The following is a 24,156-nucleotide window of genomic DNA, read 5'->3' on the forward strand; positions in this document are numbered from 1 at the left end:
TGCAGTCCCCGGGGAGCGCTGTATCGTATGTTACGTATTTTGCCTCATTGCGTCCCTATGGATGATTTCATACAGTTTGCTTGGCTTTGTCAAATGCGATCTGAGGAAAAGACCGTCTGCGGGCCAAGGTGGGGAAAAGATGATTTCCAACATTGCCGAATTGATCGCCGACCGTATCGGCGCGATGCCTGCTGGCGAACGACGCGCGGCGCAGACTCTGATCGCGAGCTATCCCATGATCGGCCTGAAGACGGTGGCCGAATTCTCGGCCGCAGCCGGCGTCTCCTCGCCGACGATCCTGCGTTTTGTCGCCCGGCTCGGCTTCCAGAACTACCCGGAGTTCCAGTCGAGCCTGCAGGACGAACTGGCGGCGCAACTGCAGTCTCCGGCGATACGAACACTCAACCCGCCTTCGCCCAGCGGCGGCATGGCGTCTCCGATGCTGGAGGCGACGCTCGACAATATGCGAGAGACCTTCCGCCATCTGTCCGACAAGCAGCTTGCCGACATTGCCACTAGGCTGGCCGAGCGGCGCGGCAAGACCTTTCTCATCGGCGGCCGCTTCACCGATCCGCTGGCGCGCTACATGGCCGCCCATCTGGCCGTCATCCAGCCCGACGTCTTTCACCTCGCCGGCCAGGAGAGCATGTGGCGCGACAGGCTGATCGACATGGGCAAGCGCGACGTGCTGGTGATCTTCGACATCAGGCGCTACCAGGACAGCCTCGTCCGCTTCGCCGAGAAGGCGCATCAGCGCGGCGTTCAGATCGTGCTCTTCACCGACCAGTGGCTGTCGCCGATCGCCCGCTTTGCCCGCCATGTCATCGCCGGACGAACCGCCGTGCCCTCCGCATGGGATTCTTCGGCGGCGCTTTTCGTCGTCGCCGAAACGCTGATCGGCGCCGTCACAAGACAACTCGAGGCCGACGGCGCCCGGCGCATCCGCGAGATGGAAGGCCTGCGATAAGCAGATTCCCCGGCCATCGCATCAGTTCCGCTACAGCGTCCCGAATTCACGTTACCGAGATTTAATGTGCACGATTGCGTGATAATTGCCATAAACCGATGATAATCGGGCGCGGCCGGTTGTTGCCGCCAGCCCGCATCGTCGCTGCATCCGCTTCCACCTGGAACCCAGCGGACGATTGTTGCCGCTGGGGTATCGATGTCGAGCTGGAAACAGATTGTTCTTGCATTTGTGATTGTGGTCGCCGCCGTGGCTGCGTGGGCGCGTTTCTACCCCGGCGCTCCTGAAGTGCTGGCACGCTGGGACTGGGCGTATGGCGCGACGCCTCCAGCGAAGGAAACCGCGGCGGTTGGTGCCCGGCAGGTGGGGCGCACCCGGATTGTCACGATCGTCGCGTCGCCAGCCAGCATGGCCACCATCAACGATCGCCTGCAGGCGATCGGCACCGGCCGTGCGAACGCCTCGGTGACCGTCAATCCCTACAGTTCCGGCCGCCTTGCCGAGTTGCTGGTCGAATCCGGCAGCCGTGTCGACAAGGGGCAGATCATCGCGACGCTCGATTCCGAGACGGAGATCATCGCCCAGAACCGGGCCAAGCTCGCCTTGCAGGACGCGCAAGCCAAGCTCGACCGCGTCAAGTCGCTGCGCGCCTCCAACGCCGCCACGCCGGTCGCGGTGGCCGATGCCGAAGTGGTGCTGGCCGGAGCCAAGCTGGCGCTTCAGGATGCCGAGCTTGCGCTGCGGCGCCGCTCGATCCTGGCGCCGATCGCCGGCACCGTCGGCATCCTGCCGATCTCGGCCGGCAACTACGTGACCGACCAGTCGGCGATCGCCACGCTTGATGACCGGTCCTCCATCCTGGTCGATTTCCAGGTGCCCGAGCGCTTCGCCGCCGCCGTCAAGGTCGGCGCGCAATTGACGGCGACGCCGATTGCCAATCCGAGCAACGCCTATACCGGCACGGTTTCCGCCATCGACAACCACATCGACGAAAAGAGCCGCACCCTGCTGGTCAAGGCCAAGATCGCCAACCCCGCCGATTCGCTGCGCGCCGGCATGTCGTTCGGAATCACCGTGAAGTTCCCCGGCGAGACCTATCCCTCCGTCAGCCCGCTGGCGATCCTGTGGGGATCGGACGGCGCCTATGTCTGGCGGATTGAGGACGGCAAGGCCAGGCGGTTGCCGGTTCGTATCATCCAGCGCAACACCGAAACCGTGCTGATCGACGCGGAGATCGGCAGCGGCGACATGGTGGTCACCGAAGGCACCCAAAGTGTCAGCGAAGGCGGCGAGGTTCGCATCGCTGGCCAGGAGCAACGCACCGTCGACGCCGCGGAAGGCTCATGACCGGCACCGTCAACGCCGCCAGCGATACAGGCTTCACCGCGCTGTTCATCCGCCGGCCGGTCATGGCCTTCGTGCTGAACACCCTCATTGCCGTTGCCGGCCTCGCTGCCTTCTACGGTGTCGAGGTCCGCGAACTGCCCGACGTCGACCGCGCCGTCGTCACGGTCTCCACCACCTTCGAAGGGGCCGCGGCCGAAACCGTCGACCGCGAATTGACCGACACGATCGAGGGCGCGGTAGCCCGCGTCTCCGGCGTCAAGTCGATCTCGTCTTCCTCCTCCTTCGGATCGAGCCGCGTCACCATCGAGTTCAACGACGGTGTCGACCTCAACGTCGCCGCCTCGGATGTCCGTGATGCCGTTGGCCGCGTCGCCAACCAGATGCCGGACACGGCCGATCCGCCACGCATCGTCAAGGCCGACGCCAATTCCGACGCGGTGATGCGGCTGGCGGTGACCTCCGACAGCATGTCGATCCAGGACATGACGGTCGTGGTCCAGGACCAGATCGAGGACGAGCTGGCAGCCGTGCCCGGCGTCGCCGACGTCCAGGTCTATGGCGATCGCGACAAGATCTTCCGCATCGACGTCGACCAGAACAAGCTCGCCAGCCTTGGCTTCACGGTCGCCGATCTCCGGGCGGCGCTCGCCTCCGTCGCCTTCGATTCCCCGGCCGGGTCGATCACCACGACCAACCAGGATCTGATCGTGCGCACCACGGCCGACGTGACGACGCCCGAGGAATTCGAAAGCATCATCATCGGCGGCACGACGCGCATCCGCGATGTCGCGACCGTCACGCTCGGCCCCGATGTCGGCCAGACGACGCTGCGTTCGGACGGCAAGACCGGCATCGGCCTCGGCATCATCCGCCAGGCGGAATCAAACACGCTGGACATTTCGACCGGCGTCCAGGCCGCCGTCGCCAAGCTGCAGGAGAACCTGCCCAAGGGCATGGCGATCAAGATCACCAGCGACGATGCTGTCTTCGTCAAGGGTGCGGTACACGAGGTCGAGATCGCGCTCGGCCTGTCGGTCACCATGGTGCTGATCGTGATCTATGTCTTCCTGCTCGACTGGCGCGCCACGCTCATCCCCGGCCTGTCGATGCCGGTCGCCATGATCGGCACCATAGCCGCCATCTACCTGGCCGGCTTCTCGGTCAACATCCTGACGCTGCTTGCCCTGGTGCTGGCCACCGGCCTTGTCGTCGATGACGCCATCGTGGTGCTGGAAAATATCGTGCGACGGCGCAACGAAGGCATGGGCCCGCGCGCAGCCGCCGTGCTCGGCGCACAGGAAGTGTTCTTCGCCGTCGTCGCCACGACGCTGACGCTGGTCGCCGTCTTCGTGCCGATCTCGTTCCTGCCCGGCCAGACCGGCGGCCTGTTCCGCGAATTCGGCTTCGTGCTTGCGATGTCGGTGCTTCTGTCCTGCGTGGTGGCACTGACGCTTTGTCCGATGCTCGCCTCGCGCATGCTGACCAGCGCGTCGCTCCAACACGAAGGCGGCCACGGCATCGGCGCGCGCATCGGCGGCGCTCTGAATGCCGGCTACAAGCGCGCGCTCCATGCATGTCTCGACGCGCCGTGGATCGTGGTTCTTGTCGCCGTGCTGTTTGCCGGCGTCGCGTTTGCGCTGTTCGGCACCATCCGCCAGGAGCTGACGCCGACCGAGGATCGCGCCGCTGTGCTGTTGCGCATCAACGCCCCGCAAGGCGTCAGCCTCGACTACACGACGCAGCAGATGCAGAAGATCGAGCGGCTGATCCAGCCGATGCGCGATTCCGGCGAGATCCGCTCGACCTTCGAAAACGCCGGTCAGAACGGCTCCTACAATTCCGGTTTCATGGTGATGACGCTGGCGCCGTGGGACGAGCGCAGCCGCAGCCAGCAGCAAATCATGGCCGAGATCAGCCAGTTGACCAGGCAGGTGCCCAGCGTGCGCATCTTCCCGGTCCAACCCAACAGCCTCGGCATCCGCGGCGCCGGCAACGGCCTGCAGTTCGCGCTGGTCGGCAACGACCGCAAGGCGCTCGGCGATGCGGCGGTCAAGATCATCGACGAGATGCAGAAGGACCCGCGCTTCCAGTCGCCGCGCCTGTCGATCGACCCGACGCAGCCGCAGCTCTCCGTCGCCATCGACCGGGAGCGCGCTTCCGATCTCGGCATCGACATATCGGGGCTCGCCAACACCATGCAAGCCATGCTCGACGGCAATGACGTCGTCGATGTCTACATCGCCGACCGCAGCTACGGCGTGAAGCTGGTCTCGACCACCAATCCGATCAACGACCCGACCGATCTGGAAAATGTCTTCCTCAAGACGGCGGATGGCCGCTTCGTGCCGATGTCGACCATCGCCACGCTGACCGAACGCGCCGTGCCGCCGTCGCTGTCGCGCGAACAGCAGCAGCCTTCGGTGGCGATCACCTCGAACCTCTCGGGCAATTTCGCGCTCGGCGATGCGCTGGCGCGCGCGCAGGAAATCGCCACGCCGCTCCTGCCACCCGGCAGCCGCATCCTGCCGCTTGCCGAAGCCGCGACTTTGGGCGAAACCAACAGCGCCATGGTCACCATCTTCGGCTTCGCGCTGGTCATCATCCTCTTGGTGCTGGCCGCCCAGTTCGAGAGTTTCGTCAGCGCCGTCATCATCATGGCGACGGTGCCGCTCGGCCTTGCTTGCGCCATTTTCGCCTTGCTGCTCTCCGGCACCAGCCTCAACGCCTACAGCCAGATCGGCCTGGTGCTTCTGGTCGGCGTCATGGCCAAGAACGGCATCCTGATCGTCGAATTCGCCAACCAGCTGCGTGATCGCGGCCTTGGCGTGCGCGAAGCGATCGAGCAGGCCTCCACCATCCGCCTGCGACCGGTGATGATGACGATGATCTGCACGATCCTCGGCGGTGTGCCGCTTGTGCTGGCCGCCGGCGCGGGCGCCGAGGCACGCGTGGCGCTCGGCTGGGTCATCGTCGGCGGGCTTGGCCTGGCCACCGTCTCGACGCTGTTCCTGACACCGGTCGCCTATCTCCTGCTTGGCCGTTTCGTCACGCCGAAGATCCATGAGCAAGCACGGCTGAAGCGCGAACTGGAGGAAGCCGCCTACACCAATGTGGAACCGGCGCAATAGAGATAGCTATTTCAGCAGCCGGCCCTCGATCGACCACCGGGCGGCAATAAAGTTCAGCACAGCCGCCACGATGACGCCGCCGATCTTTGCCGGCCACACGCCCGCGATACCGGCGAAGAGTGCGATCGACAGGCTGGAGACGCCGAGCGAAATCAGCGCTCCGAGCGAGACGAACCGCAGGAAGGCGTCATGCAGCCGGATGGCATGATTGCGCTCGAACGACCAGAAGCCATTCGCCACGAAAGAGAAGATCACGGCAATCGACCACGAGACGACATTGGCGGATAGCGGCGGGACGTGCAGCTTGAGCAGCAGGGAAAAGCCGGCAAGATCGATGGCCGTATTCGCCAGTCCGACAAGCGCAAAACGGACGATCTTGCTGCCGGTCGAACGCCGGGGCTGTTCGGCGCCGCTCATCCCTTGCCGTCCATGATCTCGACACCGGCGCGGGCCAGGCGTGCGCCGAACGCATCCGAGGCCAGTACCCCGAACTCCACTTCGCGCACGCCCTGCATCAGGTCGCGCGCGCGCAGCGTGTCGTCGACATGGCCGGGGTGGCACATGAACAACCCACGATCCGGCAACGCTTCGACCGCAGCCTCCAGCAATGGGGCAAATTTTTCAGGTTGCCGCCAGTCATAGATGCCGGCGAGCGGCTTCCAAACGGCAAAGCCGGCCCGCTGCATCGATTGGTTGAAGCCGGCGGCCACGGCAGCGATTGCCGCGATCTTCGGCGCGACGGCGGCATCGCTGAGCGCCGGAGCGCCGCGCAACAACGGCCTGCCGGCAGCTTCGCGAAAATGCGCCCGCAGCCATCCGCGCACGACGGGCAGGAAATGCACGTGCTGATGACCGTCGATGAAGTCGGGCTTACGGCCCAGCGCCTCGACGAAACGGCTGTACTGCGCGTCGAGTTCGACATGGACGTCGCGCTCGTCGATCCGGCCGCGCAGGACCGGCAGAGCCAGCGAACGAAGCGGCGGCAGCCGGCCCTCAGGCGCCAGGCTCGATTTGCCCGTGACGGCTGGCTGATCCGTGAGGGTCAGGTGCAGCCCGATCGCCGCGCGGCCGCACAGTGGCTTTATGCGCGCTGCCGCCTCGGTCCATTCCGGAAAACCGGTCATGCAACTGGTGCCGGTAAGGCGTCGCCGGTCGAGCAGGTCTAGAATCCCGGCGCAAACCCCTGGCGCCAGGCCGTAGTCGTCGGCGATCAGGCGAATACGCCGCGTCATGTCCGGGACGCGCCTGCCGGCCTATCCGACACGTCGCTGCGCAGGACATCGCGCACGAGATAGACTGGCCGGTCCTTGCTTTCCGAGAGTGTGACCCAGACATATTCGCCGATCAGTCCGAGCAAGGTGAGGTTGAGGCCGCCGAGCAGCACGACGGCGACCATCAGGCTGGGGTAGCCAGGCACGGCGATGCCGTAGAACATCACTTCGAAGAACACCTTGGCGCCGTAAACGATGCCCGCCAGCGCCGCCAGCATGCCGCTCAGGCTGATGATGCGCAGCGGGATGACCGAAAACGACGTAAAGCCTTCCAGCGAAAAGGCGATCAGGTTGAGCCGGCTCCATTTCGAGGTGCCGATGGCGCGGTTCTCCGGCGAATAGGGTATGGCTTTCTGGCGGAAGCCTGCCCAGGCGAACAGGCCCTTGTTGAAGCGCCGCTTGTCGCGCAGGCTGGTCAGCGCGCGCGCGACGGCACCGCGCATGACACGAAAGTCTCCCGCGTTCTCGGGGATGTCGAAACGCTGGCTGCTGTTGATCAGGCTATAAAACAGCTTCGCCAACTGGCTGCGCCGCCAGCTGGCCTCGCGCCGGTCGTTCTGGGCGTAGACGACGTCTATATCGGGGTGCTCCACCAACTCGGCAATCATCTGCAGGCTGATGTCCATGGAATGCTGCAGGTCTGAATCCATGATCAGCACCATGTCGCCGCGCGAGTGGTCGAGGCCGGCAAGCACCGCGACCTCCTTGCCGAAATTGCGGCTGAGGCGGACGATCTCCCACGATCCCGACAGGGCCTGGGAAAATCGCCCGGCGCCATCGTCGCGGCTGCCGTCGTCGACCAGGATCTTGTGGATGGCCATGCCGAAACGGCTCGATACCGCTTCCTCGAGCCTGTCGAGCAGCGCGGCAAAGGCCGACGCCGACTGCGCCTCGTTGAAGAAGGGCGCTACGATATCGAGTTTCTGACGCAACTCAGCCATGTGCAACGGGTCCGACATTCAGTGTCTTTTGGCGCGCCTTGGCCCAGAACCACCAGATCAGCGAACAGGCGATGAAGGTGATCGCGAGCGGCCGGAACCAGGGGTAGAAGAAATCATGCATGTGGCGCTCGACGCCGGTCAAACCTGTGAGGAACAATACCGTCGACAGCACCGAAGCCAGGACACCGCCACGCTCCTCCCGCCACAGTATGGCGATAGCGAGGCCGGCAGGCACGGCGATCATGGCATAGGTATTTGGCTCGACGCGCGGATTGAAGACGCACATGTAGAAGGCGGCCGTCAGGAAGATCGCCAGTCCCGCCATCCCAGGCTGGAGCTTGCGGTCGAACCAGAGGACGATCGATAGCGTGAGCAGTGCCACGACGACACGCACGATCGTGGCGGCGAATTCAGGCATGGGCACTCCCGCCGAGGTGAAAGGCGCCGTGAAGTCGGTGGGGACGAAGTGGCCGGACTTGTCGACGGCCATAGAAGTCAGCATGCGGGCGAAATCACCGTACTGCTCGTTGACGTAGCCTGCAGGTGCGAAGGCATATGGTATGGCGAGCACGAACAACACCGCCAGCGCGAGCATGGGTATCAGCCGTAGGCGCAGAGCCCCGACCAGCAAAAGCATGATGATCGCGGTTGGTTTGGCGATGATGGCGACCGAAGCCCAGAAGAAGGTCTCGGCGCGCCGCCCTTCGAGCGCCGACAGGGTCAGGAGCCAGCATGCGCCGGTCAGGAGGATCGTCGCCTGGCCGTTGCGGACAGCACCCAGCGCCATCGGCAAGGCAAGGAAGAGCCCGAAGGAAAGCAGCCACGGCAATTCTTCACCGCCAAGCTTGCGCACCTGCCGCATCGCCGCGAAGGTGAGCGCCGCGAAGCCCACCGCATGCCACACCACGCCGCCCAGATACGGTCCAAGCTTCAGCACCGGAATGTAGAGCGCGGCGAAGGCCGGCGCGTAGAGATAGCCCATTTCCGACTGGAGATTGTACAGTGGCTGGCCGCTGAGGAATGCCTCGCTGCCATATCCGTAGGCCTGCATCACCGTGCGCGTGTAGGGCGACCATAACACCAGGCCGAGAACGACCAGGAATGCCCCGACCCACATACCCAGCCCCAAACGGTCGAAAACCGGCTTGGAAATCGTCATCAATACACCCCGCACGCCATCGCGGAAGACGCTTCAGCCTGGCGCCTTCCCGGCATTCGATGGCGGCGACATATCACGGACAAAGCGACGAGGCATAGGGGGCTCAATGGTGCAAGCCGCGATCCGGCCGGTCCGATGGCAGCCGGACACGTGATTGTGTCGACCGTCGAGAGCAAGGTCACCCCTTTAGGGCCGGATGAAAACCTTGCCGTTGGGCTTGGCCAGTTCCGCCGGCACGCGCACCATTGCCTCGGCCAGCGGAATGACCGCCGTCACGTCGGTCGACCAGCGTCCGTCGGAAAAACGCTTCTGCGCTTCGACGATCGCCGGGCCACGGCGATCTCTAGATTGCCGCATCCATTCGCTCAGCCAGAAGCCCTCGATGTGCTTGTGCTGAAAAATCAGCTGGCCGGGCTCGCGGATGATGGTGGCCTCGGGATCGAGCCGGCCGTAGATGATCCAGCGCGCCCGTTTCGGCATCGCATTGAAGATGGCTGACGCCAGCGGGCCAGTGACCGCATCGAGGAAGATGCGCGGCTGTTCGGCCTTCATCACCTCGCGCAGCGTGGCCTCGAAATCCGGCGCCTTCTCGTTGAGGACATGCGCCGCGCCAAGCTCTTTCAGCAACGCGATCTGCTCGTCGCGGCGCACGGTGACAACAGGCCGGAACCCTTCCTCGCTGGCGAGGCCGATGATCAGCTTGCAGAGCTGGCTGGCGCCGGCGGTCATGACGAAGGCCCTTTCGCCTTCCTGTTTGACGATGTCGAACATGGCGATCGCGGTCAGCGGATTGACGATCATCGCCGCGCCATCCTCGTCGCGGACCGTATCGAGGAGCGGAATGCAGGCTGCCGCTTCGGCGACGGCATATTCAGCCCACGAGCCCCAATTGCTGAGGCCGGTGGCGAAGGCGACACGCTTGCCGACGAGGCTCTTGGCATAGGGCTCCTCGCCACCCGCGACGACCGTGCCCACGCCCTCGAAACCGGCCGGCTGGCCCTTGGCGCGTGGCTGGCCGTACTGGCCCTTGATGAAGGCGATATCCGACGGATTGATCGAAGCCAGGCTGACCTTGATCAGCACCTGGCTCGGTTCGGGCGCCGGCACCGCAATGCTGCCCGGCTGGAGATACGGCTCCATCGCCTCGAGCACACTGCCGCTCGGCGTCCTGGTATAGCCGTCACCGACCAAGAGCAGCGCCTTCATTTCGGACGGAATCGTCATTGGTGATATTCCTTTTTCGTCGGCGGCAAGGCGGCCGGACAGCGCTCAGACCTTCTCCTGCGTGTATTTCTTCAGCTCCGTCCGCGCCACCTGCCGCCGATGCACGGCATCCGGCCCGTCGGCGAGGCGCAGCGTTCTGAGATGCGTCCACGAACGCGCCAGCGGCGTGTCCTGGCTGATGCCTTGCGCACCGAACATTTGCACCGCCTCGTCGGTGACCTTTAGCGCGACACGCGGTGCGATGACCTTGATCTGGCTGATCCAGGGCGCCGCGGCGCGCGCGTCGCCCTGGTCGATCATCCACGCCGCCTTGAGGCAGAGCAGCCGGGCCATCTCGATCTCCATGCGGCATTCGGCGATGATGTCGAAATTGGCGCCGAGCTTCGCCAGGGGCTGGCCGAAGGCCTCGCGGCGCACGGAACGCTGGCACAGCATCTCCAGCGCCATCTCGGCCTGTCCGATGGCGCGCATGCAGTGGTGGATGCGGCCCGGCCCGAGCCGGCCCTGCGCGATCTCGAAACCCCTGCCCTCGCCGAGGATCAGGTTCGAGGCTGATATCCGCACATTGTCGAAGCGAAGATGCATGTGGCCATGCGGCGCGTCATCGTCGCCATAGACCTGCATGGCGCGGACCTTGGTCACGCCCTTCGTGTCCGAGGGAACCAGGATCATCGAATGACGGCGATGCCGTGGCTCGTCATCGCCGCCGGTCCGCACCATGACGATGTAGATGGCGCAGCGCGGATCGCCGGCGCCCGACGCCCACCATTTCTCGCCGTCGAGCACATAGTCGCCGCCTTGCCGCTCGCAGCGCATGGAAATGTTGGTGGCGTCGGAGGAAGCGACATCCGGCTCCGTCATCAGATAGGCCGAGCGGATTTTTCCGTCCAGCAACGGCTCGAGCCATTCCCGCTTATGCTCGGCCGAGCCGTAGCGCTCCAGAACCTCCATATTGCCGGTGTCGGGCGCGGAGCAGTTGAAGGTTTCGGCGCCGAGATGGGCCTTGCCCATCTCCTCTGCCAGATAGGCGTATTCGACGGTGGACAGGCCGTAGCCGCGTTCCGAGCCGGTCAGCCAGAAGTTCCACAGCCCTCGTTCCCAGGCGGTCTTCTTCAGCCCTTCGAGGATCTCGCTCTGTCGCTTGCTGTAGACCCAGCGGTCGCCGGCCTTGCCGACTTCGCCCAGAAATTCCTTGTCGAGCGGCATGATCTCGTCGCGCACCATGGCCGCGACGCGTGCGTGGATCGGCTTCAGCCGCTCGGTCATGCCGAGATTCATCTGCGTCATCGGTCGCTAACCCTTCATGCAGGCCGGGCATTTTATCCGTGGCAAGGATGACCGTACTTCGGATAGCCTTGTCAACGCGAACTGTTTTGCCCGCAGGCGAGGCAAAGGCGCGGAGAATTTGGATGAGCTATCTGGATGAGCTGTTTTCGGTTGCCGGCAAGACGGCGCTGGTGACGGGAGCGGCGACCGGCATCGGCCGTATGGCGGCAACCGCGCTGGTCAAGGCCGGTGCCAGCGTGATGATCGCCTCGCGCAAAGGCGAGGACTGCATCAAGGTCGCCGGCGAATTGAACGGACTTGGCGCCCCGGGCCGGGCGGAAGGCTTTGCCGGCGATGTCTCCAGTGAGGCTGGCATTGCCGCTCTGGTCGGCGAAGTCAAGGCACGGACCGAAAGACTGCATATTCTGGTCAACAATGCCGGCGTGTCCTGGGGCGCGCCGCTGGAGAGCTTCCCTTATTCGGCATGGGCCAAGGTGTTCGGCGTGAATGTCACCGCGGTCTTCCATCTGACACGCGAATTGCTGCCGCTGCTCGATGCTGCTGCAAGCGACGCCGATCCGGCCCGGGTGATCAATCTGGGCTCGGTGATGGGCACGCAGCCGCTGGCCGATGACGCCTACTCCTACACTGCCTCAAAGGCCGCGGTGCACCACCTGACACGCACGCTGGCGATCGAATTCGCTGGCCGCCGCATCACCGTCAACGCCTTCGCCCCAGGCCCGTTCCAGAGCCGCATGACCGCATTCGCCACCGGCACGGACGAACAGGCCAGGCATGTCGGCAGCCATGTCCCGATCGGCCGCATCGGCACACCGGATGACATTGCCGGCGCAACGCTCTATTTGTGCAGCCGTGCAGGCAGCTATGTCACCGGCGCCATCCTGCCGATCGACGGCGGGCAGTCGGTGCAGCATGGGTTGACCTTGTTCAAGGAATGACATTTTCCGGCCGCAGAAGCCGGGGGTGAAACAGGAGGACATGAGCGTGGAACCGATAAGTCTCGATGTGCTTCTGGCCAGCGTCGGCAAGGAGGTCGGCGTTTCGCCCTGGCGTGTGGTTACGCAGCGCATGATCGACCAGTTCGCCGACGCCACCGACGACCACCAGTTCATCCACTGCGATCCAGAGCGGGCCAAGCGCGAAACACCGTTCGGCGGCACCATCGCGCATGGTTTCCTGTCGCTGTCGCTGCTGTCGGCGATGACGTTCGAGACCATGCCACCGCTGGAAAACGGCAAGATGGGCGTCAACCATGGCTTCGATTCGCTGCGCTTCCTGGCGCCGGTGAAGACCGGCGCGCGCATCCGCACCCGTTTCGTGCTGGCCGACGTCAAGGTCAGGCCATCGGGCTGGGTGCAGACGGCGCACGACGTGACCATCGAGATCGAAGGTTCGAAGAAACCGGCGCTGACCGCCCGCTGGCTGACGCTGACCTTGATTGAACGTCAGCCCGAGACTGCATGAGCGACCCGAACGCGCTCGACCAGGCGGCGCTTGCGCCTTACCTCGAGGCGCACATCCCGGGCTTTTCCGGGCTCACGGCAATCGAAAAATTCAAATCCGGCCAATCCAACCCGACCTATCTCCTGACGGCGGCAAGCGGCCGTTACGTGCTGCGCGCCAAGCCGCCAGGCCAACTCCTGAAATCGGCGCACCAGGTCGACCGCGAATTCCGGGTGATGAAGGCGCTTTTGGGCACCGCCGTGCCTGTCCCAGAAATGCTGCATCTGTCGGCCGAGGATTCGCCGATCGGCCGCATGTTCTACGTCATGGATTTCCTCGATGGCCGCATCTTCTGGGATCCGGCGCTACCTGACGCCCGCGACAACGGTGAGCGCGCCGCGATCTACGACGCCATGAATGCGACGCTCGCCGCCCTGCACGATGTCGATGTCGAGGCCGTGGGTCTCGGCGATTTCGGCCGCCCCGGCAATTACTTCGAACGGCAGCTGGCACGCTGGACCAGCCAGTACCGTGCCTCCGAGACCGGCACCATTGCCGAAATGGATCAACTGATTGCCTGGCTGGAACCCCATATGCCGGCCGATGATATCAGCGTGTCGCTGGTGCATGGCGACTACCGGCTGGACAACCTGATCTTCGCGCCGGACCAGCCAAAGGTGCTGGCGGTGCTCGACTGGGAATTGTCGACGCTTGGCCACTCCTTCGCCGACATCGCCTATCAGTGCATGCAATGGCGCCTGCCGCATGATTCCGGCTTTCGCGGCCTGGGCGGCGTCGATCGCTCGGCACTTGGCCTGCCCGGCGAAGAAGATTATGTCACCGCCTATTGCCAGCGGCGTGGGCTCGCCGGCATCGACAACTGGACGTTCTTCCTCGCCTTCTCCTTCTTCCGGTTGGCGGCAATCTGCCAGGGTGTCTACAAGCGGGCGCTCGACGGCAATGCTTCCAACCCGGAGAAGGCCAAAACCTATGGCGAGGCGGTCAAATTGCTCTCGCACCTCGCCGCCAAAATGATCGACGAGCAGACGTAAAGGGGGAGACGGATGGGTCGCTTCGACGGCGCAACGGTGCTGATCTCGGGTGCGGCCGGCGGGCTTGGCCGGGGAGCCGCAAAAGGCTTTGCCGCCGAAGGCGCGCGGCTAGTTCTGTCTGATATCGACGGGATGGCGCTGGCCGTCGATGGCGGCGTCCGTGCCATCTGACGCCTGCCGCATGGGAACCGGCGGCACCCTTGTTCGTTTCCGTACAGCGTATATAATTTAGCCAGGCACCAACCAGACAAGGGCAACTGACTTGCCGCTGAGCGTCCAGAAACGCCGCGAGAAACAAAAGGCCGAACTGCGCTCGGAGCTTGTCGCGGCCGCGCACAAGCTCGTCCAGGAAGAAGGCTATGAAGGCCTGACCATCCGCAAGCTGGCCAAGCGGGTCGGCTATGCGCCGATGTCGGTCTATTCCTACTTCGCCGACAAGCAGGACATCCTGTTCGCGCTGGCCGAGGACGCGTTCGAAACGCTTGCCCGGCGCATCGAGGAGCACCCATCGGACGATCCGATCGAGGCCTTGCAGGCGGTCATGACCGAATATGCCGCCTTCGGGCTCGGCAATCCCAACGAATACCGCACCGTCTTCATGACCGAAAAGACCAAGCTGCCGGAAGGCAGGAGTTACGAGGACATGGAGGAAGGCAACCCGGCGATGAAGGCGCTGATCAGCAGGGTCGAGGCCTGTGTCGCCGCCGGCAAATTGCATGGCGATCCGCGCGCCATTGCCACCATGCTGTGGGCGGTCGGCCATGGCACGATCTCGCTGTTGATCACCTTCCCCTTTTATCCGTTCGGCGACCCGCAGGCTTTCGTCAAACGCATGTGCGATTTCACCCTTGCCACGCTCAGCACGCAAGATGTGCCGCCGTTGACCGAGACACCGGTCAACTGCTGAGCGCCAGCCCTTTCGTCTTCCCGTTTCCTCACCGCCCTCGCAGCCAAGTCTAATGCATGTCGCCCGGAAGTGTCCTCGGTTCCGGGATAACGACATGCATAAAATCAGAAGCTTACAGCAGGTCGGGCGAATCTTATTCGCCGCGACACGCTGTAGGCGAATTTCTTGGTTAACAAAAATTTACCGTACATGTACGATTTTCCCTTGAACTCCCCGATCGTCGGACGTATCTGTACGAAGCAACGTACATGTACGGAACAAATTCACCGTCAAAAACGGAGACCGACAATGAAAAAGACACTTCTCACCCTCGCCGCCGTGCTGGCACTTTCGGGCTCGGCTTTTGCCGCCGGCTCCGCTCACCCGGTCAAGCACCCGGCTGCCGCGACCTGCGTCGACACCAGGACCAATGTGAAGCTCGATTGCGCTTCGACCGGCTCGGTCGACAAGAAAGCCTCTACGGAAGCCACCACCGACGGCAAGGGCCCGCGGCTCGGCATCACGGTGAACCCGTGGATCATGCCGAGCGCCTACTGAGATTTTCCGAAAGCCGGTTCTGGCCGGCTCGGCCGGCCAGATGCGGTTTCAGGCGACCGAGACCGGCAGCTTGGTCGCGGAACTTTCGAAGGCCGCGTCGATCAGCTTTTGCATGTCGGCAGCCCGCCGGAATGACGGATCGCCGTTCTGTCCCGCGTCCAGCGCATCGGCAAAGCGCCGGGCATTGTGCTTGACGTCAGGCGGCGTCAGCGTCCGCCAACGGTGCTGATCGACGTCGTCACCCAGGCAAGCCGACAGCCGCGAAACCTTGCCGTCGGTTTTGACCTTGAGCGCGCCCTTGGTGCCGTGCAAGGCCAATGACAGATCATTGCCATGGCCCGTCGTGTAGCGGCTGGCCATGATCGTGGCCAGCGCGCCTGATCTGAGGCGCGCCGTCATCGCCAAGCTGTCATTGACGTCGAGCACATAGTCGCCGATGCGGTCGCCCTCCGCCTTCGGAAACGTCACCAGATCGGCATGCAGACTGACGATATCCTGGGCCGCCCCATAGGTCGCGAAGTCGAGGATATGGATTCCGACATCGCCCAGCACGCCCGTCGAACCGTGCCGGCTCGACAGCCGCCACAGCCATTTGTCGTCGATCCGCCAGTCGCCCCAAAATTTGCTGACCAGCCAGCTTTGCCTGTAGCTCGCCTCGACATGGCGCAGCTCGCCGATCTCGCCGGCCTGCACCATGCGTCGGGCCTCGTGGATCACGGGTGAGTTGCGATAGGTCAGGTTGACCATGTTGAAGAGCCCGGCCGCCTCGGCGGCTTCGGCCATCGCAAGCGCATCGGCATGGTTCGGCGCCAGCGGCTTTTCGCAGAAAACATGTTTCCCGGCGGCAAGCAGGGAGAGCGTCGTCGCCTTGTGGACTTGGTCCGGCGTCGCATTGATGGCGGCATCGAACTCGCCCCAGGCGATCGCCGCTTCGAGGCTCTCGAAGAAAGTGCCTATCTTGTTGGCGGCGGCGAACGCCGCCGCGCGGCCCGGCAGATGATCGACGCAGGCGACGATGCTGCAGCCGGGAACCTGACCGAACTCCTCGATATGATGCGCCGCGATCCAGCCGGTGCCGAGCAAAAGCAGGCGATGCATCAGCTCAACCCCTTATCGCCGTCGGCATGCAGGCGCAGGCCTTTCTGGACGATCTTCTCCTTGGCCTTGTCCGTCGGCACGTTCGGCGCGTTGGTGATGCCGGACCAGGCCGAGGCCGGGTTTTGTGCCCAATGCACGGCGTTGCGCAGCACCTGCTGAACGCCTTCATTGTGATAGATCGGATAGGTTTCGTGGCCCGGGGAGAAGTAGAAGATTTTTCCCGCGCCCCGCTGGTAGGTCAGCCCCGATCGGAACACCTCGCCGCCTTCGTACCAGGAGATAAACACCGTCTCCAGCGGCTCCGGCACCGCGAACGGCTCGCCATACATTTCCGTCTCGCCGATCTCCAGGCATTCGCCGATGCCTTGGGCGATCGGGTGGCCGCGGTTGATCGCCCAGACCCGCTCGCGCTCGCCCGCCTCGCGCCATTTCAGCGAACAGGGCGTGCCCATAAGCCGCTTGAATATTTTCGAGTAATGGCCGGAATGAAGCACGATCAGCCCCATCCCTTCCCAGACCCGCTTCTGCACGCGCTCGACGATCTCGTCCTTGACCTCGCCATGGGCGGCATGGCCCCACCATAGAAGCACGTCGGTGGCCGCCAGGCGCGTCTCGCTCAGGCCGTGTTCGGGTTCCTGCAAGGTCGCGGTGGTCGCCTCGATGCGCTTGTCCTGGTTGAGCGCGGCGGCAATGGTGCCATGCATGCCCAAGGGATAGAGGTCGCGCACGGCGGCATTGGTCTGTTCATGGACGTTCTCGCCCCAAACAACGGCTCTAACAGGCATTTTTCCTCTCCAAAGCGCTTTGAATACCGCATCCGCCGAGGCCTTGGGAAGATGCCTTCAGCCAAATTTCAGAAATCAGGGCTTGCGGGTCTTGCGGCCAGGAACAGTCTTGGCCTTGCCGGCTTTGGCCGGTGCGCCAGAAATGGACGACCCCGTAATCGACACGGGATCGCTGGCCGGGAACGTATCCTCGAGACCTTCCTCGAGCTCTTCTTCGGCGTCGGCTTCGTGGCGCCGCTCAAGTTCTAGCGAACGGACTGCCGCGGTTTTCGGCGACTTCGGCGCGGACTTCGACGGCATCGGCATTCTCCTCGACCTGTCGCCGCACAACGGACGCGGGCGGCAAACGTTCCGGGTCAGCCGGCGGCGTCGCGGGCTCCCTCGGACAGGAAAGTAAAGACATAGTCCGAGAAGGAACGCCAGCATTCGACCCTGAAAGCCTCGTCGGCCGTGCGCAACAGCACGATCTCGGCCTTGCCCAGGATGGTGCGCGAAGCGGCGCCCACCGGGAAGGCTTCGAGCGACAGATCCTGCGGGCAGCCCGAATTGATCGCGGCTTCCGCCGCCGGACCGGTGACTGCAATCGCGATGTTGCGATGCGAGATACCGACCGACGAGTGCAACGCTGAAACCTTTGCGCAATCGGCGAGTGGGTCCTTGCCGGCCTCGTCGATGACAAGCCACTCGTCCGGCCCAAGCCACAGCGCCGTTCGCCCGCCCTTCGACGCCGAGGTTTTCGGCTGCTTCGGCAAGAATACGCCGAGTGCCTTCGACAGGGCAGCGACCGAAGCTTCCGGCGCGCGCAGCGAGACGCGCTCGGCCGGCGGCAGCACCTCGACCTTAACACCCGTTGCGGAGACGGTGCGCCCGGCCAGTGCCGGACGCCGCTCTGCCGAGGGCGAAACCGTCGCGGCCGTCTTTGCAGCAGCCTTAGCCATTGAGGCGCCCTCCCGTCTCGTCGAAGAACACCATGCCGGTAACCTCCACTTCGATCACCCCGTTCGGCATCGGCACGTAGAGCGTATCGCCCATCCGGTCACGACCGCCGGCGACCAGCGCCAGCGCGATGGAACGGCCGCAATTCTGCGACCAATAGCTCGAGGTGACATGGCCGATCATCTTCATCGGAATCGCCTGCTTCGGGTCCTCGACGATCTGCGCGCCTTCTTCCAACACCACCTTGGAGTCCTTGGTCTTGAGGCCGACCAGTTGCTTGCGGCCTTTGGCCACGAGGTCAGGCCGCGTCAGGCCGCGAATGCCGACGAAGTCGGCCTTCTTCTTGCCGACCGCCCAGTCGAGACCGGCATCGTTGGGCGTCACCGTGCCGTCCGTATCCTGGCCGACGATGATATAGCCCTTCTCGGCGCGCAACACGTGCATCGCCTCGGTGCCGTACGCGGTGGCGCCATGCTTCTGGCCCTCGGCCCACAGCGCTTCCCAGACCGCCTGGCCATGGTCGGCCGGCACATTGACCTCGAAACCGCGCTCGCCGGTGAACGACATGCGAAACAGCCGTGTCGGCACGCCGCAGATCTTGCCCTCGCGCACCGACATATGCGGCAGCGCTTCATCGGACATGTCGATGCCTTCGACCAGCGGCGCGATGATGTCGCGGGATTTCGGACCCTGCACGGCGATGACCGCCCACTGCTCGGTGATCGAGGTCAGCCAGACATTGAGATGCGGGAACTCGGTCTGGAGGTAATCCTCCATGTGGTTCATGACGCGCGGCGCGCCGCCCGTCGTCGTGGTGACATGGAAACGGTCCGGCGCCAGCCTGCCGACGACACCGTCATCATAGATGAAGCCGTCCTCGCGCAGCATGATGCCATAGCGGCAGCGGCCTGGCTCCAGCTTCTCCCACGGGTTGGTGTAGAGCAGTTCCATGAATTTGGCCGCATCCGGCCCGACCACTTCTATCTTGCCCAGCGTCGAGGCATCGAACAGGCCGGCCTGGTTGCGGACGGCGACGCATTCGCGGTCGACCGCCGCATGCATGTCCTCGCCGGCTTTCGGGAAATACCAGGCGCGCTTCCATTGGCCGACATCCTCGAACACCGCGCCTTGCGCCTCGGCCCAGGGATGGATTGCCGTCTTGCGGGTCGGGTCGAACAGCGGCCCACGAGCGTGGCTGACGATCGCGCCGAAGGTGACCGGCGTGTACGGCGCGCGGAACGTGGTCAGGCCGACCTCGGGGATCGGCTTGCCCAGCGTCTCGGCGGCAATCGCCAGCCCGTGCATGTTGGACGTCTTGCCCTGGTCGGTCGCCATGCCGTTGGTGGTGAAGCGCTTGACATGCTCGATCGAGCGCATGCCTTCATGCACCGCCTGGCGGATATCCTTGGCGGTGACGTCGTTCTGGAAATCGACGAAGGCTTTCACCGTCGTGTCCGGCCCGGCGCCGGGTGCCGCACCCAGCATGCCGCGCGACCAGCTCTCCGAGGCGTCCACCTTCGGCTTCACACCCTTCGCGGCTTTCGCGCCAGCATCCTTGGCCGCCTTGGCGCCCGCCGCATAGGCTTCGTCAACCGTTGCCGACAGGCCGTCAGTGCCGTTGCAGGCGCCGACCGAGACGCAGTCCTGCGCATAGGTGCCCGGCACGAAGCGCTTGGTCTCGTCGTTGAAGGCGACCTTGCCGCGCGACTGCGAGAACAGATGCACCGACGGCGTCCAGCCGGCCGACATCAGGATCGCATCGACCGAGATGGTGCGTTCGCCGCCGCCATTCTTCGGCTGCACCGTCATCGACGACACGCGCAGCTTGCCGCCGGCGCGGATCACGGCACGGCCGAAATTGATCTCGATGCCGAGCGCCCTCGCCTCGTCGATCACCGGGCCGGTCGGGTTGTCGCGCAGATCGACGATCGCCGCCACGTTGACGCCGGCCTTCTTCAGGTCGATCGCGGCGCCGTAGGCTGAGTCATTGGCCGTGTAGACACCGACATTTTTTCCGACCGCGACACCATAGTGATTGAGGAAGGTGCGCGCCGCGCCCGCCAGCATGACGCCTGGCCGGTCATTGTTGGCGAACACCATGTGGCGCTCGATGGCGCCGGAGGCCAGCACCACGCGCTTGGCGCGGACCTGCCAGAGCCGTTCGCGCGGCAGGTCGTGGCCGGGAGCCTTCAGGTGATCGCTGACCCGCTCGACCAGGCCGACGAAATTCTGCGCGTAGTAGCCGAACGCCGTGGTGCGCGGCAGCACGCGGACATTGTCCATCGCACTCAGCCTGGCGATCGCCGCTTGCGCCCAGGCAAAGCCGCCCTGGCCGTCGATTTTCGCACCAGACTCGAAGCGCAGGCTGCCGCCGAACTCGGCCTGCTCGTCCGCGAGGATGACGCGCACGCCGGTCTCCGCCGCGGCAAGTGCCGCCGCGATGCCGGCGGCACCGCCGCCCAGCACCAGAACGTCGCAATGGGCGTAGCGCGAGGAATAATGGTCGGGATCGGGCCTGTCGGGAGAGGCGCCAAGGCCGGCGGCCTCGCGGATCTTCGGTTCGTAGAGGCTCTTCCAGGCCGCCTTCGGCCACATGAAGGTCTTGTAGTAGAAACCGGCCGAGAACAGCGGCGATGCCAAATCGTTGACCGCGCCGATATCGAAGGACAGCGACGGCCAGCGGTTCTGCGAATTGGCGGCGAGCCCGTCATAGAGCTCCTGCACGGTGGCGCGCACGTTGGGCGTCTTGCGCGCGTCATCACGCACGATCTGCACCAGGGCGTTGGGCTCTTCCGCGCCGGCCGACAGGATGCCGCGCGGGCGGTGGTACTTGAACGAACGGCCGACCAGATGCACGCCGTTGGCAAGCAGCGCCGAGGCCAGCGTGTCGCCCTCGATGCCGGCGTAGGACTGGCCATCGAAGCTGAAGCGGGCGGTCTTGGCCTGGCTGAGGCGTCCGGCACCCGGAATGCGCAATGCGCCGCTCATTTGGCAACCCCTTCGTTGGAGTTCTTGGGCAGCTTGGAAGGTTTCGGCTCGCCGGCCTTGTAGGTCATGACGAACTTGTCGGTGACGGTATCGCGCACCGCGTTGAAGAAGCGCGCGCAGCCATGCATGTGCCGCCAGCGCTCATAGATGATGCCCTTGGGATTGGAGCGGATGAAGAAGAACTTCTCGAAGTCGTCGTCGCTCTCGCCGGCCATGTCGGCCGAGCGCGCTATATGCGCCTCGCCGGCGTTGCGGAATTCGAGTTCCGGGCGCTCTTCCTCGCAATAGGGGCAGCGGATGAGAAGCATCGTGTTTGTTCCTACAATTCGCCGTGGCCGACGCGCGCGCCGGGGGGTTGGTCGCAAAGCTTCTGGCCAATGATCATGAATGGAGTCCCCGCCAGCATCAGCGGCATCGCCACAGCCATCTCGGTCATCATCAGTGCGCCACCGCCGCCGCAGCAGCCTCGTCGATGAGGCGGCCGGTGCGGAAGCGTTCGATGGTGAAGGGCGCGTTGATCGGATGCGGATCGTCCTTGGCGATGGTGTGTGCAAAGACATGGCCCGAGCCAGGCGTGGCCTTGAAGCCGCCCGTGCCCCAGCCGCAATTGACATAGAGGCCTGGCACCGGCGTCTTGGCCAGGATCGGCGAGCGGTCGGGCGTCACGTCGACGATGCCGCCCCACGAGCGCAGCATCTTCATGCGCGTGAAGATCGGGAACATTTCGCAGATGGCGTCCAGCGTATGCTGCAAGATGTGAAGCCCGCCGGTCTGCGAATAGGAAACATACTGGTCGGTGCCGGCGCCGATCACCAGTTCGCCCTTGTCGGACTGCGAGATATAGGCGTGCACCGTGTTCGACATCACAACGCAGGGCACGACCGGCTTGACCGGCTCCGACACCAGCGCCTGCAGCGGATAGCTTTCCAGCGGCATGCGCACGCCTGCCATGTTCATGATGACGGAGGAGTGTCCGGCGGCAACGACGCCGACTTTCTTGGCGCCGATGAAGCCGCGCGTCGTGTCGACGCCGGTCACCGCGCCATTGGCGGCCCGCTTGACGCCGGTGACCTCGCAGTTCTGGATGATGTGGACGCCGCGCGCCGAAGCGCCGCGCGCATAACCCCAGGCGACCGCGTCATGGCGCGCCGTGCCGCCGCGGCGCTGCAAGGCCGCTCCGACGACCGGATAGCGCGCGTCTTTCGAGATGTTGAGCGGCGGACAGAATTCCTTGGCCTGCTCCGGCGACAGCCATTCATTGTCGATGCCGTTCAGCCGGTTGGCATGGACATGGCGCTTCAGCACCTGGATGTCGTGCACATTGTGCGCCAGCATCATGACGCCGCGCGCCGAATACATGACGTTGTAATTGAGCTCCTGGGAGAGCCCATCCCACAGCTTCAGCGCATGGTCGTAAATCCCAGCGCTCTCGTCATAGAGATAGTTGGAACGGATGATGGTGGTGTTGCGGCCGGTGTTGCCGCCGCCCAGCCAGCCCTTTTCCAGCACCGCGACATTGGTGATGCCGTGCACCGTGGCCAGATAATAGGCGGTGGCCAACCCATGGCCGCCGGCGCCGACGATGATGACGTCGTATTCCTTCTTCGGCTCTGGCGAGGACCATTGTTCCTCCCAGCCCTTGTGGCCGCGCATGGCCTCGCGGGCGATGGCGAATACAGAGTATTTCTTCACGGTCCAGCCTCGCAAATGGCAGCCGGGCGTTCATCATCAAGCCCCGGCGCGCGAGGTGTATCACTAGCGAAACAGCGCTGCCATCCTTGCGCTGTTTGCGACGGCGCTTGCCGTTTTGCGCCGCGCTGAAAAAGAGGTATCCGGTCTGGCCCCGATGATTGCCTTCAGTCACACTCCTCGGCGTCGGGGATTCGGAGGACGATGGTGGGCAACGCCTGGTGGAATCTTACATTGCGCTTCCTGCTGGAGCTTGCCGCGCTGCTTGGCCTCGGCATGGCAGGCTGGAGCCTCTTCGAAGGCTTGTGGCACTGGATCCTGGCCCTTGCCCTGCCACTCGTTGCTGCAGCGCTATGGGGGATTTTTGCCGTGCCCGGCGATCCGAGCCGCTCAGGAAGCGCACCGGTGCCGGTGCCGGGCGCCGTCAGGCTGGCGCTGGAATTCGTCGTCCTGTTCGGCGGCGCCGCGGGGTTCCATGTGGCAGGCCATGCCACCACGGCCATCATCATGGCCGTGCTGATCGTCATCACCTACGCGTTCTCGCTAGACCGTCTGGCATGGCTGCTGCGGCAATAATTGGTGCGAACCTCTGCAGGTATCGGGTGGCTGCTCCTGAAGCGGATGGCCCAGCCGCAAGAGATCGCCCGCTCCGCGCTCTACCTTGCCTCCGACGCCTCGAGCTTCACCACGGGAACCGCGCTGTTTGCAGATGGCGGCGTGTCGATCAACCGGACGTGAAGGATTTTTATGGGGAACGGGCCTGTTCGTCGTTGTGACGCAGGCCGCAGGACTTGCTTTTTCGGCGCGATTTGGCGATTCCGTTTTCTGTCTAAACGGGTCTTCTTGCCAAGACGGGTCCTGGAACCATGATGCTGATCCGAACCTATGTCGCCCAGAGCGCAATCGAAGGCGTCGGCATGTTCGCCGCCGAGCCCATCCGCAAGGGCGCCTCGATCTGGCGCCTGGAGCCGGATTTCGATCGGCTGATCCCGATGAACAAATACGAGACGGCGCCGCAGGCCCTGAAGGAATTGCTCGACCGTTATGCCTATCCGAGCCCGGACAAGCCCGGCTTCATGGTCTACGAGGTCGACAATGGCCGCTTCATGAACCATTCGGCGACCCCGAACACCGATTTTTCGCAATATGGCGGCGCCATCGCGACCCGGGATATCGCCGTTGGCGAGGAGATCACCTGCGATTACGGTGAGTTCTTCGACGATTTCGAGCGGCTGCACCTGGCGACGGCGTAACGGGCACACTATCTCCAGGCGACCGTGGCAATTTGGCTGTCGTCTCTCATTTCGACTGTGGACAGCGAGGCTTGATTCTGCTATCAGCCGCCACAATTCGTGGTGTCGAGCGCCGCGGAGGCTTGTGGCTATGGCTGCTTGCCT

At 64.2% G+C, this 24,156-nt stretch carries 24 protein-coding genes and 1 pseudogene; 12 read left to right on the top strand and 13 right to left on the bottom strand.

The window, feature by feature from the left end; all coding sequences use genetic code 11:
* Window positions 1-139 precede the first annotated feature (139 nt).
* From LB543_RS07030 to LB543_RS07040, 3 genes are all read left to right on the top strand, one after another.
* Complete coding sequence (locus LB543_RS07030) at window positions 140-967, top strand: MurR/RpiR family transcriptional regulator (protein WP_140756109.1); 828 nt, start codon at window positions 140-142, stop codon at window positions 965-967.
* 198 nt (window positions 968-1,165) lie between these two features.
* Complete coding sequence (locus LB543_RS07035) at window positions 1,166-2,314, top strand: efflux RND transporter periplasmic adaptor subunit (RefSeq protein ID WP_224613573.1); 1,149 nt, start codon at window positions 1,166-1,168, stop codon at window positions 2,312-2,314.
* On the top strand, window positions 2,311-5,442 hold the full coding sequence (locus LB543_RS07040; RefSeq protein ID WP_224613574.1) for an efflux RND transporter permease subunit: 3,132 nt from the start codon (window positions 2,311-2,313) through the stop codon (window positions 5,440-5,442). Before LB543_RS07035 ends, LB543_RS07040 begins: the two co-directional genes overlap by 4 nt.
* A gap of 6 nt (window positions 5,443-5,448) precedes the next feature.
* On the opposite strand, the gene LB543_RS07045 is transcribed toward LB543_RS07040, so the two are convergent.
* From LB543_RS07045 to LB543_RS07070, 6 genes are all read right to left on the bottom strand, one after another.
* Window positions 5,449-5,859: a GtrA family protein gene (locus tag LB543_RS07045; RefSeq protein WP_140756115.1), complete on the bottom strand. Its 411-nt coding sequence runs from the start codon at window positions 5,857-5,859 to the stop codon at window positions 5,449-5,451.
* Window positions 5,856-6,674 carry a ChbG/HpnK family deacetylase gene (locus LB543_RS07050; protein ID WP_224613575.1) on the bottom strand — a complete coding sequence of 273 codons (819 nt, stop codon included), beginning with the start codon at window positions 6,672-6,674 and terminating at the stop codon, window positions 5,856-5,858. Before LB543_RS07050 ends, LB543_RS07045 begins: the two co-directional genes overlap by 4 nt.
* Complete coding sequence (locus tag LB543_RS07055) at window positions 6,671-7,654, bottom strand: glycosyltransferase family 2 protein (protein WP_224613576.1); 984 nt, start codon at window positions 7,652-7,654, stop codon at window positions 6,671-6,673. The genes LB543_RS07050 and LB543_RS07055 overlap by 4 nt, the downstream gene beginning before the upstream one ends.
* Entirely contained in the window at window positions 7,647-8,813 is a 1,167-nt protein-coding gene (locus LB543_RS07060) for a glycosyltransferase family 87 protein (protein ID WP_224613577.1), read from the bottom strand. Before LB543_RS07060 ends, LB543_RS07055 begins: the two co-directional genes overlap by 8 nt.
* Before the next feature lie 186 nt (window positions 8,814-8,999).
* Window positions 9,000-10,037: a zinc-binding dehydrogenase gene (locus LB543_RS07065; RefSeq protein WP_224613578.1), complete on the bottom strand. Its 1,038-nt coding sequence runs from the start codon at window positions 10,035-10,037 to the stop codon at window positions 9,000-9,002.
* Between the two features lie 45 nt (window positions 10,038-10,082).
* Complete coding sequence (locus LB543_RS07070; protein ID WP_224613579.1) at window positions 10,083-11,324, bottom strand: acyl-CoA dehydrogenase family protein; 1,242 nt, start codon at window positions 11,322-11,324, stop codon at window positions 10,083-10,085.
* Window positions 11,325-11,446: 122 nt separating this feature from the next.
* Here LB543_RS07070 and LB543_RS07075 point away from each other — a divergent pair, with 122 nt between their 5' ends.
* The 6 genes from LB543_RS07075 (at window position 11,447) to LB543_RS07100 (ending at window position 15,263) form a co-directional block, all read left to right on the top strand.
* Window positions 11,447-12,262 (top strand): SDR family oxidoreductase, encoded by an 816-nt coding sequence (locus tag LB543_RS07075; protein ID WP_140810616.1) that lies wholly within the window; start codon window positions 11,447-11,449, stop codon window positions 12,260-12,262.
* Window positions 12,263-12,302: 40 nt separating this feature from the next.
* Window positions 12,303-12,788: a MaoC family dehydratase gene (locus LB543_RS07080; RefSeq protein ID WP_019861112.1), complete on the top strand. Its 486-nt coding sequence runs from the start codon at window positions 12,303-12,305 to the stop codon at window positions 12,786-12,788.
* Window positions 12,785-13,819 (top strand): phosphotransferase, encoded by a 1,035-nt coding sequence (locus tag LB543_RS07085; protein WP_224613580.1) that lies wholly within the window; start codon window positions 12,785-12,787, stop codon window positions 13,817-13,819. The genes LB543_RS07080 and LB543_RS07085 overlap by 4 nt, the downstream gene beginning before the upstream one ends.
* Window positions 13,820-13,831: 12 nt before the next feature.
* On the top strand, window positions 13,832-13,990 hold the full coding sequence (locus LB543_RS07090; RefSeq protein WP_224597164.1) for a hypothetical protein: 159 nt from the start codon (window positions 13,832-13,834) through the stop codon (window positions 13,988-13,990).
* Window positions 13,991-14,081: 91 nt separating this feature from the next.
* Complete coding sequence (locus LB543_RS07095; RefSeq protein ID WP_140756132.1) at window positions 14,082-14,726, top strand: TetR/AcrR family transcriptional regulator; 645 nt, start codon at window positions 14,082-14,084, stop codon at window positions 14,724-14,726.
* Between the two features lie 288 nt (window positions 14,727-15,014).
* Window positions 15,015-15,263 (top strand): DUF680 domain-containing protein, encoded by a 249-nt coding sequence (locus tag LB543_RS07100; protein ID WP_224613581.1) that lies wholly within the window; start codon window positions 15,015-15,017, stop codon window positions 15,261-15,263.
* A 48-nt stretch (window positions 15,264-15,311) separates the two neighbouring features.
* Here the strand turns inward: LB543_RS07100 and LB543_RS07105 are convergent, their stop codons facing one another.
* From LB543_RS07105 to LB543_RS07135, 7 genes are all read right to left on the bottom strand, one after another.
* Window positions 15,312-16,361, bottom strand: coding sequence for a Gfo/Idh/MocA family protein (locus tag LB543_RS07105; RefSeq protein WP_224613582.1), 1,050 nt, complete (start codon window positions 16,359-16,361; stop codon window positions 15,312-15,314).
* Window positions 16,361-17,146 (bottom strand): ThuA domain-containing protein, encoded by a 786-nt coding sequence (locus LB543_RS07110; protein ID WP_224613583.1) that lies wholly within the window; start codon window positions 17,144-17,146, stop codon window positions 16,361-16,363. The genes LB543_RS07105 and LB543_RS07110 overlap by 1 nt, the downstream gene beginning before the upstream one ends.
* 75 nt (window positions 17,147-17,221) lie before the next feature.
* Window positions 17,222-17,446, bottom strand: coding sequence for a hypothetical protein (locus LB543_RS07115; protein ID WP_140813504.1), 225 nt, complete (start codon window positions 17,444-17,446; stop codon window positions 17,222-17,224).
* A 56-nt stretch (window positions 17,447-17,502) separates the two neighbouring features.
* The gene (locus tag LB543_RS07120) at window positions 17,503-18,084 is read right to left on the bottom strand and encodes a sarcosine oxidase subunit gamma (protein WP_224613584.1); all 582 of its coding nucleotides are present in this window, start codon (window positions 18,082-18,084) and stop codon (window positions 17,503-17,505) included.
* Complete coding sequence (locus tag LB543_RS07125) at window positions 18,077-21,070, bottom strand: sarcosine oxidase subunit alpha (RefSeq protein ID WP_224613585.1); 2,994 nt, start codon at window positions 21,068-21,070, stop codon at window positions 18,077-18,079. Before LB543_RS07125 ends, LB543_RS07120 begins: the two co-directional genes overlap by 8 nt.
* Window positions 21,067-21,378 carry a sarcosine oxidase subunit delta gene (locus tag LB543_RS07130; RefSeq protein WP_224613586.1) on the bottom strand — a complete coding sequence of 104 codons (312 nt, stop codon included), beginning with the start codon at window positions 21,376-21,378 and terminating at the stop codon, window positions 21,067-21,069. Before LB543_RS07130 ends, LB543_RS07125 begins: the two co-directional genes overlap by 4 nt.
* 130 nt (window positions 21,379-21,508) lie before the next feature.
* Entirely contained in the window at window positions 21,509-22,762 is a 1,254-nt protein-coding gene (locus LB543_RS07135; protein WP_140813507.1) for a sarcosine oxidase subunit beta, read from the bottom strand.
* A gap of 201 nt (window positions 22,763-22,963) precedes the next feature.
* On the opposite strand from LB543_RS07135, the gene LB543_RS07140 reads away from it, so the two are divergent.
* From LB543_RS07140 to LB543_RS07150, 3 genes and pseudogenes are all read left to right on the top strand, one after another.
* Window positions 22,964-23,335 carry a DUF2568 domain-containing protein gene (locus LB543_RS07140; protein WP_224613587.1) on the top strand — a complete coding sequence of 124 codons (372 nt, stop codon included), beginning with the start codon at window positions 22,964-22,966 and terminating at the stop codon, window positions 23,333-23,335.
* 36 nt (window positions 23,336-23,371) lie between these two features.
* Window positions 23,372-23,497, top strand: a pseudogene (locus LB543_RS07145) (SDR family oxidoreductase); the annotation flags it as partial.
* Window positions 23,498-23,625: 128 nt separating this feature from the next.
* Window positions 23,626-24,012, top strand: coding sequence for an SET domain-containing protein (locus LB543_RS07150; protein ID WP_224613588.1), 387 nt, complete (start codon window positions 23,626-23,628; stop codon window positions 24,010-24,012).
* Window positions 24,013-24,156: the final 144 nt, after the last annotated feature.

Origin of the sequence: Mesorhizobium sp. ESP7-2, assembly GCF_020164715.1 — a bacterium.
Lineage (GTDB): Bacteria > Pseudomonadota > Alphaproteobacteria > Rhizobiales > Rhizobiaceae > Mesorhizobium.